Origin of the sequence: Streptococcus sanguinis, assembly GCF_003943655.1 — a bacterium.
GTDB lineage: Bacteria > Bacillota > Bacilli > Lactobacillales > Streptococcaceae > Streptococcus > Streptococcus sanguinis_F.
Genome location: NZ_RJMM01000001.1, coordinates 199,053 through 214,570 on the forward strand (window position 1 = coordinate 199,053; position 15,518 = coordinate 214,570).

The 15,518-nt window shown below is 44.9% G+C and carries 16 protein-coding genes; 13 read left to right on the forward strand and 3 right to left on the reverse strand.

Going from position 1 to position 15,518, the window contains the following annotated elements:
• The gene (hutU, locus tag D8886_RS00950) at positions 1-2,031 is read right to left on the reverse strand and encodes a urocanate hydratase (RefSeq protein WP_125356083.1); all 2,031 of its coding nucleotides are present in this window, start codon (positions 2,029-2,031) and stop codon (positions 1-3) included.
• Positions 2,032-2,230: 199 nt separating this feature from the next.
• On the opposite strand from hutU, the gene hutI reads away from it, so the two are divergent.
• The 8 genes from hutI (at position 2,231) to D8886_RS00990 (ending at position 8,058) form a co-directional block, all read left to right on the forward strand.
• Positions 2,231-3,496, forward strand: a complete 1,266-nt coding sequence (gene hutI / locus D8886_RS00955) for an imidazolonepropionase (RefSeq protein WP_125433950.1) — start codon at positions 2,231-2,233, stop codon at positions 3,494-3,496.
• A 178-nt stretch (positions 3,497-3,674) separates the two neighbouring features.
• Positions 3,675-3,965 (forward strand): 30S ribosomal protein S6, encoded by a 291-nt coding sequence (gene rpsF, locus D8886_RS00960; protein ID WP_002896497.1) that lies wholly within the window; start codon positions 3,675-3,677, stop codon positions 3,963-3,965.
• Positions 3,966-3,976: 11 nt separating this feature from the next.
• The gene (locus D8886_RS00965) at positions 3,977-4,471 is read left to right on the forward strand and encodes a single-stranded DNA-binding protein (protein ID WP_002896496.1); all 495 of its coding nucleotides are present in this window, start codon (positions 3,977-3,979) and stop codon (positions 4,469-4,471) included.
• A gap of 36 nt (positions 4,472-4,507) precedes the next feature.
• On the forward strand, positions 4,508-4,747 hold the full coding sequence (gene rpsR, locus D8886_RS00970; protein WP_000068664.1) for a 30S ribosomal protein S18: 240 nt from the start codon (positions 4,508-4,510) through the stop codon (positions 4,745-4,747).
• 53 nt (positions 4,748-4,800) lie between these two features.
• Positions 4,801-5,457 (forward strand): TetR/AcrR family transcriptional regulator, encoded by a 657-nt coding sequence (locus tag D8886_RS00975; RefSeq protein ID WP_185761217.1) that lies wholly within the window; start codon positions 4,801-4,803, stop codon positions 5,455-5,457.
• A 141-nt stretch (positions 5,458-5,598) separates the two neighbouring features.
• Positions 5,599-6,312, forward strand: coding sequence for an ABC transporter ATP-binding protein (locus D8886_RS00980; RefSeq protein WP_002901384.1), 714 nt, complete (start codon positions 5,599-5,601; stop codon positions 6,310-6,312).
• On the forward strand, positions 6,239-7,849 hold the full coding sequence (locus D8886_RS00985) for an ABC transporter permease (RefSeq protein WP_125433952.1): 1,611 nt from the start codon (positions 6,239-6,241) through the stop codon (positions 7,847-7,849). The genes D8886_RS00980 and D8886_RS00985 overlap by 74 nt, the downstream gene beginning before the upstream one ends.
• Positions 7,849-8,058, forward strand: coding sequence for a DUF1648 domain-containing protein (locus D8886_RS00990; RefSeq protein ID WP_002901380.1), 210 nt, complete (start codon positions 7,849-7,851; stop codon positions 8,056-8,058). The genes D8886_RS00985 and D8886_RS00990 overlap by 1 nt, the downstream gene beginning before the upstream one ends.
• Before the next feature lie 17 nt (positions 8,059-8,075).
• Here the strand turns inward: D8886_RS00990 and D8886_RS00995 are convergent, their stop codons facing one another.
• Both D8886_RS00995 and D8886_RS01000 read right to left on the reverse strand, forming a co-directional pair.
• The gene (locus tag D8886_RS00995; RefSeq protein WP_002901378.1) at positions 8,076-8,750 is read right to left on the reverse strand and encodes a DUF1129 domain-containing protein; all 675 of its coding nucleotides are present in this window, start codon (positions 8,748-8,750) and stop codon (positions 8,076-8,078) included.
• Positions 8,751-8,768: 18 nt separating this feature from the next.
• Positions 8,769-9,713: a magnesium transporter CorA family protein gene (locus D8886_RS01000; RefSeq protein WP_002901377.1), complete on the reverse strand. Its 945-nt coding sequence runs from the start codon at positions 9,711-9,713 to the stop codon at positions 8,769-8,771.
• Between the two features lie 128 nt (positions 9,714-9,841).
• Here D8886_RS01000 and uvrA point away from each other — a divergent pair, with 128 nt between their 5' ends.
• The 5 genes from uvrA (at position 9,842) to nusB (ending at position 15,341) form a co-directional block, all read left to right on the forward strand.
• Positions 9,842-12,673 carry an excinuclease ABC subunit UvrA gene (gene uvrA / locus D8886_RS01005; RefSeq protein ID WP_125433953.1) on the forward strand — a complete coding sequence of 944 codons (2,832 nt, stop codon included), beginning with the start codon at positions 9,842-9,844 and terminating at the stop codon, positions 12,671-12,673.
• Between the two features lie 151 nt (positions 12,674-12,824).
• A complete protein-coding gene (locus D8886_RS01010; protein WP_125433954.1) occupies positions 12,825-13,886 on the forward strand; it encodes a M24 family metallopeptidase in 1,062 nt (353 codons plus the stop codon).
• 61 nt (positions 13,887-13,947) lie between these two features.
• Positions 13,948-14,508, forward strand: a complete 561-nt coding sequence (efp, locus tag D8886_RS01015; protein ID WP_002896485.1) for an elongation factor P — start codon at positions 13,948-13,950, stop codon at positions 14,506-14,508.
• A 19-nt stretch (positions 14,509-14,527) separates the two neighbouring features.
• Positions 14,528-14,917 (forward strand): Asp23/Gls24 family envelope stress response protein, encoded by a 390-nt coding sequence (locus tag D8886_RS01020; protein ID WP_125433955.1) that lies wholly within the window; start codon positions 14,528-14,530, stop codon positions 14,915-14,917.
• Positions 14,910-15,341, forward strand: a complete 432-nt coding sequence (gene nusB, locus D8886_RS01025) for a transcription antitermination factor NusB (RefSeq protein WP_185761212.1) — start codon at positions 14,910-14,912, stop codon at positions 15,339-15,341. The genes D8886_RS01020 and nusB overlap by 8 nt, the downstream gene beginning before the upstream one ends.
• Positions 15,342-15,518 lie beyond the last annotated feature (177 nt).

The following is a 15,518-nucleotide window of genomic DNA, read 5'->3' on the forward strand; positions in this document are numbered from 1 at the left end:
CTATTCGAACAACTTTTTAACAGATTCTTTGACCAAATCTTCGTCAGTTAAGTACGGAATGGTGATGTGGTCTGTTCCTTGGTGGAGACGGTTGTACTCGATAGCTGTTTCGATAGCATGCTCATTGCGAGCCCAGTTACGACGAGCAACTCCGCCGATTGTATCCCAAGCGATAGCAGATTTGATGATTTCATCAATGCGTTCGCTGCCGTCCAGTACTAAGCCAAAGCCACCGTTGATAGACTTACCAATACCAGTTCCGCCACCGTTGTGGAGAGCTACCAAACTCATACCACGAGCTGCATTACCAGCATAACATTGCACAGCCATGTCGCAAGTGACATTAGATCCGTCCTTGATATTAGAAGTTTCACGGAATGGAGAGTCGGTACCAGATACGTCGTGGTGGTCACGGCCGATCATGACAGGACCAATCTTGCCTTCGCGTACTAATTCATTGAACTTGAGAGCAATATTGACACGGCCCATACAGTCTTGGTAGAGAATGCGAGCCTGAGTTCCAACAACCAACTGGTTCTTTTCTGCATCACGGATCCAGTTGTAGTTGTCGCGGTCTTGGTAGCGGCGGTTAGGGTCGATGACTTCCATGGCTGCATGGTCAGTAGCGACTAGGTCTTCGTGCTTACCGCTCAGACATACCCAACGGAAAGGACCGTAGCCATAGTCAAAGAGCATTGGACCCATGATGTCTTCTACATAAGATGGCCAGATAAAGCCGTCTTTATCATCAAAGCCATTCTTAGAAATTTCCTTGATGCCAGAGTCATAGACTGCCTTCATAAAGGCATTACCGTAGTCAAAGAAGTAAGTGCCATTGTTAGTCAAGGTCTTGATTGCCTTGAAGTGACGTTCCAATGTTTCGTCAACCAACTTAGCAAAGGTTTCCTTATCTTCAGCCAAGAGGCGAGTCCGCTCTTCAAAGCTGATACCAGCTGGACAGTAGCCGCCGTCATAGACATTGTGGCAAGAAGTTTGGTCAGACAGCAAATCTACATGGATATTGTTCTCGTTGACATATTCTAAGAGGTCTACGATGTTACCATGATAGGCGATAGAAGTTGATTCGCCAGCTTCCAGAGCTTTTTGAGCCAAGTCGATAGCTTCTTTCGGACTTTCGGCTAATTGGCTAATCCATCCTTGAGAGTGACGAGTTTCAATCCGAGAATAGTCTACTTCTGCCACGATTGCTACAGCTTTAGCAATTTCGGCTGCTTTCCCTTGAGCTCCACTCATGCCGCCCAGACCAGAAGAGATGAAGAGTTTGCTTGTCAGGTCGCCATCATCAGCTACACCTAGTTTCAAGCGTCCAGCATTGAGGAGAGTGTTGAAAGTACCATGGACGATACCTTGAGGGCCGATGTACATCCAGCCGCCAGCTGTCATTTGACCATAGTTGGTCACGCCCATTTCTTCTGCAATTTCCCAGTCCTTCATGTTGTCATATTCACCGACCAAGAGGCCATTGGTGATGATAACACGAGGTGCTTCTGGTTTAGATTTGAAGAGTCCGAGTGGGTGGCCAGATTCCACAACCAAGGTTTGATGGTCGGTCATGATTTCCAAGTATTTCATGATGAGGTTGTACTGCATCCAGTTAGCGCAGACAGATCCAGTTTCCCCATAAGTAACCAATTCATAAGGATAAAGGGCGATTTCAAAGCTCAGGTTGTTGTCAATCATAACCTGCATAGCTTTGGCTGCAGTACAGTTCCCTTTGTACTCGTCAATTGGTTTACCGTAGATGCGTTCTTTTGGACGCCAGCGGTAGCCATAAATCCGTCCGCGAGTTTTCAGTTCTTCCAGAAATTCTGGAATCACTTCCTCATGGAATCTCTTTGGAATATAGCGAAGGGCATTTTTTAGAGCAATTTCGGTTTGAGCTTGAGTCAAACGGAAGCCCCGGTCAGGTGCTCGACGGATGCCTTCTTGGAAAACTGTTTTTTCAGGCAGTACATCGTCTAATTTGACGGTCATTGCTGCTGCAATTTCATTTTCGCTAAAGTATGACATGAAAAATCCTCCTTTTAGTCAAGTGTAAAATATCTTTCTCCTACATTCTATAAGACTCCCGTCCATAAAGAGTCAAGAAAATGACAAAAACAGTAAAAAAAGTGGGGCTCCTATCTTTTACAAGCTTTTGACTATAATTTGACGATAGTGTATTATGATGAAAAGCAAATATGTCGGAAAATGAAATGGAGGAACAAGCATGACTGCTGATTTACTATTAACTCACTTTAATCAAGTCTTCTGTCCCAAGGATCTCGGACATCCCCTTTTTGGCGAGGAGATGAAGGAAGCTCAGGTCTTGGAGGACGGCTACATTGCAGTCAAAGACGGCAAAATCCTAGCAGTTGGCAGCGGAGAGCCGGATGCCAGTCTGGTTGGACCAGATACTAAGATTCAGTCTTATGAGGGCAAGATTGCTACGCCTGGTTTGATCGACTGCCATACTCACTTGGTCTACGGTGGCAGCCGGGAGCATGAATTTGCTAAGAAGTTAGCCGGGGTCCCTTATCTGGAAATTCTTGCTCAAGGCGGCGGTATTCTCAGTACAGTCCGAGCAACTCGAGAAGCTTCTTTTGACACTCTCTATGATAAGTCTAAGAGACTGCTGGACTATATGCTGCTGCATGGGGTGACGACTGTTGAGGCAAAGAGTGGCTATGGTCTGGACTGGGAAACAGAGAAGCGCCAGCTGGATGTCGTTGGGGCTTTAGACCGTGACCATGAGATTGACCTCGTTTCTACCTTTATGGCTGCCCACGCCGTCCCACCAGAATATAAAGGACGCTCTCAGGAATATCTGGAGCTCATCGTCGAGGAAATGCTGCCTCGGGTAAAGGCAGAAAATCTAGCTGAGTTCTGTGATATTTTCTGCGAAAAAGGTGTCTTTACAGCGGCTGAGTCACGTTACTTACTTTCCAAGGCTAAGGAAATGGGCTTCAAGCTTCGTATCCATGCTGATGAAATCGAGTCTATCGGTGGAGTAGATGTCGCAGCTGAACTAGGAGCAACTAGTGCAGAGCACTTGATGGTGGCGACCGATGAAGGCATTCGCAAGATGGCGGAAGCCAAGGTTATTGGGAATCTCCTGCCGGCAACTACCTTCAGTCTGATGGAAGATACCTATGCACCAGCCCGCAAAATGCTGGAAGCTGGTATGGCCATCACTCTGACTACCGACAGCAATCCAGGCTCTTGTCCAACAGCTAACCTGCAGTTCGTCATGCAGCTAGGCTGCTTTATGATGCGTCTGACGCCAGTGGAAGTCCTTAACGCTGTAACCATCAATGCGGCCTACTCAGTTAATCGACAAGATAAGATTGGCAGCTTTGACACTGGCAAGCAGGCTGATATTACCATCCTAGACGCTAAGAATATTGACTATCCACTTTATTTCTTTGCGACCAACCTGACCCATCAGGTCTACAAGGCTGGAAAACTGGTCGTCGATCAAGGCAGAATTGTCTAGCCTCTCTAAAAATGAATCGTATTTTTCGGACTCTCTCTGGTGACAGGGAGAGTTTTCTTTATATCAAAACTTTCCCTTGCCATTCTGCTGGAAGTCTGCTATAATAGTTATTTGTGAGCAAACCTCACTTACCCCTTGCAAAGTCTTGGGGTCATTAGACCAAAAGGAGGAAAAATCAATGGCTAAATACGAAATTCTTTATATTATTCGTCCAAACATTGAAGAAGAAGCTAAAAACGCTTTGGTAGCACGCTTTGACTCTATCTTGACTGACAATGGTGCAACTGTTGTTGAATCAAAAGACTGGGAAAAACGTCGTCTTGCATACGAAATCCAAGATTTCCGTGAAGGACTTTACCACATCGTTAACGTTGAAGCAAACGACGATGCAGCTCTTAAAGAGTTTGACCGTCTTTCAAAAATCAACGCTGACATTCTTCGTCACATGATCGTCAAACTTGACGCTTAAGAAGGTAGACTATGATTAATAACGTTGTACTGGTGGGTCGCATGACCCGTGATGCCGAGCTTCGCTATACTCCGCAGAACCAAGCGGTCGCAACATTTACTCTGGCTGTCAATCGCAACTTTAAAAATCAAAGTGGCGAGCGAGAAGCAGACTTTATCAATGTTGTTATCTGGCGTCAGCAGGCAGAAAATCTTGCAAATTGGGCTAAAAAAGGAGCCCTGATCGGAATTACAGGCCGTATTCAAACGCGTAACTACGAGAATCAGCAAGGCCAGCGTGTCTATGTCACAGAAGTTGTTGCGGACAATTTCCAACTCTTGGAAAGTCGCTCTAATCGTGAAGGTCAGTCATCTGGCGGTTACGGTGGGAACAGCTTCGGCGGCAGCTCTGCTCCAAGTTATGGCAGTGCAGACTCGTCTAACCAAGTACCGAACTTTTCTCGTGATGAGAGCCCATTTGGCAATTCCAACCCAATGGATATCTCAGACGACGATCTACCTTTCTAAGGACCGAATCTAACTATAATATAAAGGAGAAAACACATGGCTCAACAACGTCGTGGCGGATTCAAACGCCGTAAAAAAGTTGATTACATCGCAGCGAACAAAATTGAATATGTTGATTACAAAGATACTGAGCTTCTTAGCCGTTTCGTTTCAGAACGTGGGAAAATCCTTCCTCGTCGTGTAACAGGAACTTCAGCTAAAAACCAACGTAAAGTAACAACAGCTATCAAACGCGCTCGCGTAATGGCTTTGATGCCTTTCGTAAATGAAGACTAATTAGATTAACAGCAGGCTCTAGCTTGCTGTTTTTTTATTTTGTCATTGACAAAATGTCAGTGGAGTGCTATACTGACCACAAGGAGGCAGAAATCATGCGTGATGTCAAGGAAGTAGAGGTGCGGCGGGCGGAGATTATGTCTGCAGCCTTGCAGCTCTTTGCCCAAAAGGGCTATCTAAAGACAAGGACTCAAGACATTATTGATAAGCTTGGAATTTCTCGAGGCCTGCTTTACTATCATTTTAAGGATAAGGAAGATATTCTCTATTGTCTGATTGAAAAGAACTCTGAGCCCTTGCTGAGAAAGCTAGAAAAAATCAGCTATCAGCCAAATGTCGGAGCCAAGGAAAAAATCAGAACTTTTATTGAGGCGACCCTTATCCCAGAGGAGAGCAGAACACAGGAAAATCAAGTCTTGCAGGAAACCGNCAATTTAGAAACAAATCGCTATGTCTTGGATCGCTTTTATCATAGACTCTGTGAGCGGATGATTGTTTTCTTTACTCATATCTTGGAGGAAGGTCAGAAATCTGGAGATTTTCATTTGAAATATCCGCATGAAACGGCTTCTTTTCTCATGACTGCCTACGTCTTTGTGTCCAATGATATCAAGATGAGTCAGGAAAAACCAGAGACTTTTCAGTATTATCTCACCAGCTTCCAGGCAATCCTAGAAAGAAGCTTAGGATTAGAAGAATCTATTTTTTAGAATAATCGGCAGTTTTCTGCCTTTTATTTAGAAATAGAACTGACAAAATGTCAGTTTAAATCTTCAATCTTTTAATCCTGATATTTAAAAAATTTTAGGCTAACACTGACAAGATGTAAGTTTAAATAAAAGGAGAAATTCATGTTAAAAATAGAACATTTAACAAAAGTATATAGCAACGGTAAAAAGGCAGTGGATGATCTTAGTCTGATGGTGGAGACTGGAGATATTTATGGCTTCATCGGCGCCAATGGAGCAGGTAAAACATCCACTATTAAGTCCATTGTGGGGATTCATGATTTTGATAAAGGGGAGATTTATATCTGCGGGCACTCTATCAGGAAGGAGCCCTTGCTTTGTAAGAAAAAGATGGCGTTTCTGCCGGATAACCCAGATCTTTATAAAAATCTGACAGCAAGGCAGTTTTTGGATTTTGTAGCAGACATTTATAGGGTTTCTATGGAAAAGAGGCAAGCAGCTATAGAAAAGTATTCTAAAATGTTTGAGCTGGATACGTCTTTGGATCAGTTGATATCAGCTTATTCACATGGAATGAAGCAGCGATTGGCACTAATAGCTGCCCTCTTGCATGAGCCAGAATTGTTGATTTTAGATGAACCTTTTGTCGGTTTAGATCCGAAAGGTGCTTATTATTTTAAGCAGATCATGAGAGAGCTAGCCAGTCAAGGGCATGCGATTTTCTTTTCTACCCATGTTTTAGAGGTTGCGGAAGAACTCTGCAATAAGGTAGCAATTCTGCAAAAGGGACGTTTGGTGGCTAATGGAAGAACCTCTGAAGTTAAGGGGACATTCAGTTTGGAACAAGTATTTATGGAGTTACAGGATGATGACTAATATTCTTTTGCTTTTAAAAGTACAATTATACAGCACATTTTCGCTTAATGATTTAAGGAAAGGACGAGGGTTGGGCAAGTATTTTAAGCTTGGCCTGCTCTTCTTGCTTGTTTTGCTATTTTCAGGCTATAACCTTTTGACGGCTTTGAGTTTGGTAAGATTTGGGCAGGCAAATTTGATTCCAGCCTATATGATTGCCTTNGTTAGTTTTATTATTTTCTTTTTTAGTCTGATGCAGTCAAATGGTATCTTGTTTGACCAAGAGGAACTTGAAAGGCTCATTGTATTGCCGCTCAGTATTAGGGAAATCGTCTATGAGAAATATGCTTTTCTTTATCTTTTAAACAGTGTGTTTGCCGTCCTTCTCATGCTCCCAGCAGGCCTCGTTTGGTTTGGATATAGTGCGTCCTTGTTGGAGTTGCTTCTTTATCTGCTTTTAATGGGATTTATTCCTCTTTTACCTCTCTGTTTAGCCTCTTTACTTGGCTTGTGCGTTGCCTACATAGCCTCAAAGGCCCCTCATAAGAATCTAGTTGCCTTCCTTTTTTCTCTTCTCTTGCTTTTGGGGCTGGCAACAGGCAGTATGTGGGCTATGAGGGCAGGAATGTCAGCAGAAAATGTTGGTCTCTTGCTTACCAAGCAACTGACTTCTCTCTATCCTCCGGCAAGCTTGTTTTTTAACCCTCAGCATTTTTTGTGGGCTAGCCTTTTGTTGATGCTTATATCGTTTGCGCTGACAGGACTTTTTCTAAGGTATTTAAGTAGAAATTATTTAAAAATGAATCAGATGATAACAGGAGTGAAGTCAGAAAGCAAAGTCTATAGAAGCTGGCAGAAGTCTCCCTTTATGGCTCTTTATAGGAGAGAATTTGCGAATTTTGTGAGTTCCTATCTTTATATGCTCAATAGTGGGCTGGGAACTATTTTAATCATCGTTTTAGCCATCTCACTTTGTTTTATGAGTCCTGATGTCCTCTTTTCTTCGATAGGACTCAGCGATAGCCGAGAATTTTTACCCCTATTACTGGCTGGCTGTCTCAGTATTTCCAATCCTGCAGCTGTCAGTATTTCCTTAGAGGGTGAAGAGATTTGGCTGCTTCAGACGCTCCCGGTTTCTATGAGGCAGATAATGATGGCAAAGCTGGCCTTGACGGTGTCTTTACATTTCGTGGCCTTGCTGCTGGGCTTGCCTGTTCTGGTTTGGCGTTTCTCGCTAGGAGGATTGCAAGTAGTGGACTTGGTCCTTATTTCACTGCCTTATTCTCTATTTACAGCTCTTCAGGGACTTGTGGTCAATTTTCATTATCCTAAGTTCATCTGGGACAATGAAATGATTGTTATTAAGCAAAGTTTTTCGGCTATCTTGTCTGGAGGAATTGGCATCTTGGTTCTTGTGTTCCCTCTTTGCTTTTCCTTACTATTTGGTATGGACTTGGAGATGTCGCTGCGAATCTCAGCTCTTGGACTTTTGCTTTTGGCTGTCGTCCTTTATAGGCATTTAATAAAACAAGGATATTTTAAGGAGGTCCATGGCTAATGAAAAAGAAAGATTTATTCGTTTTGTTTTTCTTAGCAGTAATCATATTTCTGATTATCTGCCTGCTGCCAGAGCAGGTCCCCATTCATTTTAACAGGGTAGGAAAGGCGGACATTGTTGTCAATCGCTTTTGGTTGATTCTTGGTTTGCCCATTCCCTACTCTCTTTATTGGAAATATTTCCGAAGCAAATCAAAAAGAGGTCATTGACCTCTTTTTGTGTGATATTAATATCTCGTCGGTCCCATAGTCGCACTCTTGATGTTGAAGCGTTTTTTGAGATAGAAACGCAGGGCTAGGGTAATAGCGCCGACAATAGCAACTACGACATTGGACAGGCGGGGATTGAGGAATTCAGGCAGGAGGCTGGTCAATACGATGGACATGCTCCAGAGGAGAATAGCTGCTGCCATGGTAAGGATGGACTTGAGCAGTTTAGGGCGCTGGCTACGGTCCTTATCTGGTCCGTAGAAACGGTAGATAAAGTGGTAGAGAGCATAGAAAGAAAGGCCACCGACGATGCTTCCAAGTACGAGAGTCGTCAGTCCATAGACAGATGGCTGAGAGGAAGCCAGATTGACGATAGAGGTCAGGAGGGTAAAGAAACCAAAGATAAAGAGGACAGAGTCCAGCATCATCCATTTAGGATCGTCATTTTCCTTTGGATGCTCGGCATCATAGCGCTCTTTTGCAGTCAGAGATGCTGCCCAAGTAGTTGGGGCTCCGTAGAGGCCGCGGGCAGTGATTCCCTTGGTTTGATTTTCCAAAATTTCCGGCAGAATGCCTTCTAAGATAGTCTGGATTTCCTGATCGGATTTGCCGTCTTGTAGGAGTTGGTTAGTCGCGATATGGATAAATTCTTTGTTTTTTTTGCTGAGTTTGTCGAGGGATACTTGTGACATAGGCGTTCTTTCTAAAGGTTAAAATAGTTTTTTGTGCATGAGATAGGCCATGACCGAAGCACTCATGGCAAAGGCGATGAACATGATAATCCAGAAGGCATGAGGTTCACCGTTGAGAGGCAGTTCGTTATTTTTGAAGTTCATCCCATAGGCCGAGAAAATCATGGTCGGGATAGACATGACGATAGTCACCAGAGCCAAGGCTTTCATGATATTGTTCTGGTTATTAGAAATGATAGAGGCAAAGGTCTCAGTCATACTGTGGAGGATGTTGCCGTAGATATCAGCCATCTCAATGGCCTGCTGGGTCTCAATCAAGGTGTCTTCCAGCAAGTCCTCGTCTTCCAGGTATTTCTTGATATTGCTGGTGGAGCTGGTCAGCTTCTTAATCACACGCTCATTTGTCTTAAGAGAGGCTTTGAAATAGACGATGGTCTTTTCCAACTCCATGAGCTCAATCAGTTCTTCATTTCGCGTGGACTTGTGCAGCTGGCTCTCAATCTGCTCACTCTTACGGTCAATGGAGCGCAGGGCTGTCAGATATAATTCGGCATTGTGGTAGAGAATCTGAAAGATAAAACGTGACTTCATAAAAGTATAGAAGTTGCGCAGGCGCCGGTGAATGAAGATGTCCAGCAGAGGTAATTTTTCCAAACAAGTGGTGATAATCGCCTCTTCCGTGATGATAATACCAAGGGGGATCGTGACATAGTAAGTCTGGTTATTCCGCTCCTCTGTGATGGGCACGTCAACAATGATCAGCGTGTACTCATCCTCTATAGTAACCCGAGACATTTCTTCCGCATCGAGTGGCGCTCGCAGGTCAGTGATGTCAATGCCAAAGACGTTGGCAATTTCGATTGATTCGCTCTGGGAAGGATTGACAAGATTGATCCAAGAGCCTGATTCGAGCGCATCAATCTCTTTGAATTCTGTCGTAGTTGATAAAAAGACTTGCTTCATGATCTTTTTCCTTTCCAGAGTGTTTTTTGCATACCGTACTATTATACTACAAATTCGGGCTTTTGGGGCAAAAGTTTGCAGAAAAATTTGTTATAATGGAGAAGGTTTATAAGTGAAACGAGGTCAAGATGCAAGATAAAATTGTGATTCATGGAGCGCGAGCTCATAATTTAAAAAATATTGATGTAGAAATTCCGCGGGACAAGCTGGTCGTGGTGACCGGTCTGTCTGGTTCAGGCAAGTCCAGTCTGGCTTTTGACACCCTCTATGCCGAGGGGCAGCGCCGCTATGTGGAGAGTCTATCGGCCTATGCTCGGCAGTTTTTGGGCAATATGGAAAAGCCGGATGTAGACTCGATTGATGGTCTCAGCCCGGCTATTTCCATCGACCAGAAGACGACCAGTAAAAATCCCCGCTCAACAGTGGGAACAGCTACCGAAATCAATGACTACCTGCGCCTGCTCTATGCTCGTGTTGGAACTCCATACTGTATCAACGGTCATGGAGCTATTACGGCTTCGTCTGTTGAACAGATTGTTGACAAGGTCTTGGAATTGCCAGAGCGTCAGCGGCTGCAGATATTAGCCCCGGTCATCCGCAAGAAAAAGGGCCAGCATAAGACCGTTTTTGATAAGATTCAGAAGGACGGTTATGTCCGTGTGCGCGTGGATGGCGATATTTACGATGTGACGGAAGTGCCAGAGCTTTCTAAGAGCAAGCAGCATGATATTGAGGTTGTGGTAGACAGAATTGTTATCAAGGAAGGGGTGCGCAGTCGCCTCTTTGACTCGGTCGAAGCTGCTCTGCGGATTGCTGAGGGCTATGTGGTGATTGATACCATGGACGGTCAAGAGCTTCTCTTTTCTGAGCACTATGCCTGCCCAGTCTGTGGCTTTACAGTGCCAGAGCTAGAGCCGCGACTCTTTTCTTTTAATGCGCCCTTTGGCTCCTGTCCGGACTGTGATGGTCTGGGGGTTAAGCTGAAGGTGGATCTAGATGTCGTTGTGCCAGAAGCTGGCAAGACCTTGCGCGAAGGAGCGCTAGCACCTTGGAATCCCATCTCCTCCAACTACTATCCGCAGATGCTGGAGCAGGCCATGGCAGCCTTTGGCATTGATATGGATAAGCCTTTTGAGGAGCTGACGGAGGAAGAAAAGCAGCTGATTTTCTTTGGCTCAGATGGACGAGAGTTTCATTTCCACTATGAAAATGAATTTGGCGGCGTGCGCGATATTGATATTCCTTTTGAGGGGGTTGTCACCAATATCAACCGTCGCTACCATGAAACCAATAGTGATTTTACTCGGACACAGATGCGGGCTTATATGAATGAGCTGACTTGTGCGGCTTGTCATGGTTATCGACTCAGTCCTCAGGCTCTGTCTGTCAAGGTTGGTGGTGAAGATGGCTTGCATATTGGTGAGATTTCAGACTTGTCCATTGCAGATCATCTGGTCCAGTTGAATCGGCTAAGTCTAACCGAAAATGAAGCTACGATTGCGCGGCCTATTCTCAAAGAAATTCATGATCGCCTGACTTTCCTCAATAACGTTGGCCTTAATTACCTGACTTTGTCTCGCTCGGCTGGGACTCTATCGGGAGGTGAGAGTCAGCGGATTCGTTTGGCGACCCAGATTGGTTCTAACTTGAGTGGCGTCCTCTATATCCTGGATGAGCCCTCTATTGGTTTGCACCAACGTGATAATGACCGCCTGATTGCCAGCCTCAAGAAGATGCGCGACCTGGGCAATACCCTCATCGTGGTTGAGCACGATGAGGACACCATGCGGGAGGCTGACTGGCTGATTGATGTGGGACCAGGAGCCGGTGTTTTCGGCGGTGAAATCGTCGCAGCTGGCACTCCTCCACAAGTAGCCAAGAGCAAGAAATCCATCACAGGCCAATACCTGTCAGGTAAGCGCGAGATCCCAGTACCATTGGACCGCCGTGTAGGCAATGGACGCTTTATCGAAGTGACTGGTGCTCAGGAAAATAATCTGCAGAATATCACGGCCAGATTCCCCTTGGGAAAATTCATCGCTGTGACGGGAGTTTCTGGGTCTGGTAAGTCAACGCTTGTCAACTCTATCCTTAAAAAGGCCATCGCACAAAAACTCAACCGTAATTCTGCCAAGCCAGGTAAGTTCAAGAAAATCAGCGGCATTGAGCATGTGGATCGACTGATTGATATTGACCAAAGTCCGATTGGCCGAACACCGCGCTCTAATCCGGCTACTTATACTGGAGTATTTGATGATATACGTGATCTATTTGCCAAGACCAATGAAGCCAAGATTCGCGGCTACAAGAAGGGACGTTTCAGCTTTAATGTCAAGGGCGGCCGCTGTGAGGCCTGCTCGGGTGATGGGATTATCAAGATTGAGATGCACTTCCTGCCTGATGTCTATGTGGCCTGCGAGGTCTGCCACGGCACCCGCTATAATAGCGAAACTCTGGAAGTCCACTACAAGGAGAAGAATATCGCTCAGGTTCTGGACATGACAGTCAATGATGCGGTAGAATTCTTCCAGCATATTCCTAAGATTGCCCGCAAACTTCAGACTATCAAGGATGTGGGACTAGGCTATGTGACTCTAGGGCAGCCAGCCACGACCTTGTCAGGTGGTGAAGCCCAGCGGATGAAGCTGGCCAGCGAACTTCACAAGCGCTCGACTGGGAAGTCCTTCTATATCTTGGATGAGCCGACCACGGGTCTGCATTCTGAAGACATCGCTAAGCTTCTTCATGTGCTATCACGCTTTGTGGACGATGGAAATACAGTCCTCGTTATTGAGCACAATCTGGATGTTATCAAGACAGCTGACCATATCATCGACTTAGGACCGGAAGGCGGTGTCGGTGGCGGTACCATCATTGCGACGGGTACACCGGAAGAAGTCGCTGCTAATCCAGCCAGCTATACCGGCCAGTACTTGAAAGGCAAGCTACACGTAAAATAATTCATCAAATCCCTGTTTGATATTAAAAACAGGGATTTTTCGTGTCGGAGAATGCTCGTCAGATTTAAGTCTTAGATAGGACTTGTAAAAAAATCTCCTATTTGACTGGTTTTTTGATATAATAAGCTTAGTTATTTCATGGAGGTGGCTCATGTTATCAAGAGTTGAAAAGTTTGAAGCAGCATTGGCTAAGACAGAATGCGATGCTGTTTTAGTAACCAATCTGAAAAATATTTACTATCTGACTGGTTTCAGTGGGACAGAAGCGACAGTTTTTATCAGCAAGAATCGTCGGATTTTCCTGACGGATGCGCGCTATACGCTGATTGCCAAGGGAGTTGTCCAAGGTTTTGATATTGTCGAAACGCGCGACGCGATTGGGGAGATTGTCAAGATTATTGCGGGCGATAAGCTGCAAAAAATCGGTTTTGAGGATGAAATTTCCTATGCCTACTTCAAGATGCTAGAAAATGTCTTCTCGGCCTACGAGCTGGTTCCCATGACGGGCTTTATTGAAAATCTGCGCATGATTAAAGATGAGCAAGAAATCGCGACTATTCGCAAGGCCTGTCAGATTTCGGATCAAGCCTTCCTAGATGTACTGGATTTTATCAAGCCTGGTGAGACGACAGAGCTGGCTGTTATGAACTTTTTAGATGCCCGTATGCGCCAGCTAGGTGCTTCAGGTGCCTCTTTTGACTTCATCATCGCTTCAGGATACCGCTCTGCTATGCCACATGGCGTGGCTAGTGACAAGGTCATTCAAAAGGGTGAAACCCTAACCATGGACTTTGGCTGCTACTACAATCACTATGTCAGTGATATGACGCGGACTGTTCATGTGGGGCATGTGACGGATGAGGAGCGGGAGATTTATGATATTGTCCTGCGCAGCAATCAAGCCCTGATAGAAGCAGCCAAGGCTGGGCTTAGCCGAATTGATTTTGACCGGATTCCGCGCCAGATTATTAACGATGCTGGCTACGGTCCTTACTTTAGCCATGGGATTGGCCACGGTATCGGCCTAGACATCCATGAGATTCCTTACTTCGGCAAGTCAGAAGAGCCGATTGAGGCAGGCATGCTCCTGACGGATGAGCCGGGTATATATCTGGACGGCAAATACGGTGTCCGCATCGAAGACGATCTCCTCATCACCGAAACCGGCTGTCAAGTCCTAACTCTTGCGCCGAAAGAGTTGATTGTTATTTGAGAATTATCAGGCTTTATGATAGAATAAGTAGAAATATAATTTTAAAAAGAGGTAATATAGAATGATTGAAGCAAGTAAGCTGAAAGCTGGAATGACCTTCGAAACAGCTGATGGGAAACTCATCCGCGTTTTGGAAGCGAGCCACCACAAGCCAGGTAAGGGAAATACGATTATGCGTATGAAGCTGCGCGATGTTCGTACTGGCTCTACCTTTGATACCAGCTACCGTCCAGAAGAAAAATTTGAACAAGCCATTATTGAAACTGTTCCAGCTCAATACTTGTACCAAATGGATGATACTGCTTATTTCATGAATACTGAGACTTACGATCAATATGAAATTCCAGTAGTCAATGTAGAAGAAGAATTGAAATTCATCCTTGAAAACTCTGATGTGAAAATCCAGTTCTACGGAACAGAAGTGATTGGTGTGACAGTACCAACAACAGTTGAATTGGTCGTGACAGATACTCAGCCATCTATCAAGGGAGCTACTGTTACCGGATCTGGTAAGCCAGCTACACTTGAGACAGGTCTTGTTGTCAACGTACCAGACTTCATCGAAGTTGGACAAAAATTAATCATCAACACAGCAGAAGGAACTTACGTTTCTCGCGCATAATATAGAAGAGGTAATAACTATGGCAGCTGAACAATTAGGTGAAATCGTCATTGCGCCACGTGTTTTGGAAAAAATCATTGCCATTGCAACGGCAAAGGTAGAAGGTGTTTATTCCTTCGCAAATAAGAGTATGTCAGACAGTCTTTCTATGCGCTCACTTGGTCGCGGAGTATCACTCCATACCGATGAGACAGGTGATGTGACGGTGGACATCTACCTGTATTTGGAATACGGTGTCAGCGTTCCGACTGTTGCAGTAGCAATCCAGAAGGCTGTAAAAAGTGCTGTTTTTGATATGGCTGAGGTAGAGCTGTCTGCTGTCAATATCCATGTGGTAGGCATTGTTCCAGAAAAGGCACCGAAGCCAGACTTGAAAGATCTATTTGATGAGGACTTCCTCAATGACTGATATACTGTTGGAATCCAGAAGAGGTCTGCGCCAGCGGGCTTTTCAGGCCCTGATGAGCCTAGAGTATGAAGGGGATCTTGTGGAGGCTTGCCGCTTTGCCTATTCCTATGATAAGGACGAAGAGGCAGACAAAGGGGGGGAAGCTGATATTCCGGCTTTCTTGCTCAATCTGGTCTCTGGTGTGGTCCAGTCCAAAGACGACTTGGACAAGAAAATTGCCCAGCATCTCAAAAAGGGCTGGACAGTGGATCGTCTGACGCTGGTCGAAAAAAACATCCTGCGTCTGGGGATCTTTGAGATTACGGAGTTTGACACTCCACAGCTGGTAGCGGTCAACGAAGCCATTGAGCTTTCCAAGCAATTCTCTGACGAAAAGTCCAGTAAGTTCATCAACGGCATTTTGAGTCAATTTATCGTTGAATAAAATGAAGGTCGAGACAAGTGTCTTGGCTTTTTTGTTTGTCAATTGTCGTTTGAATCGCAAATAGCTTATCGAATCATCAAAATCCGCACAGAGAGCATGAAATATCTGAGTAAAAAAACTCTTCTTGAAAGCCTTTACAAGTTTAAAAAGAATCGGTATAATAAATACAGAAAACGT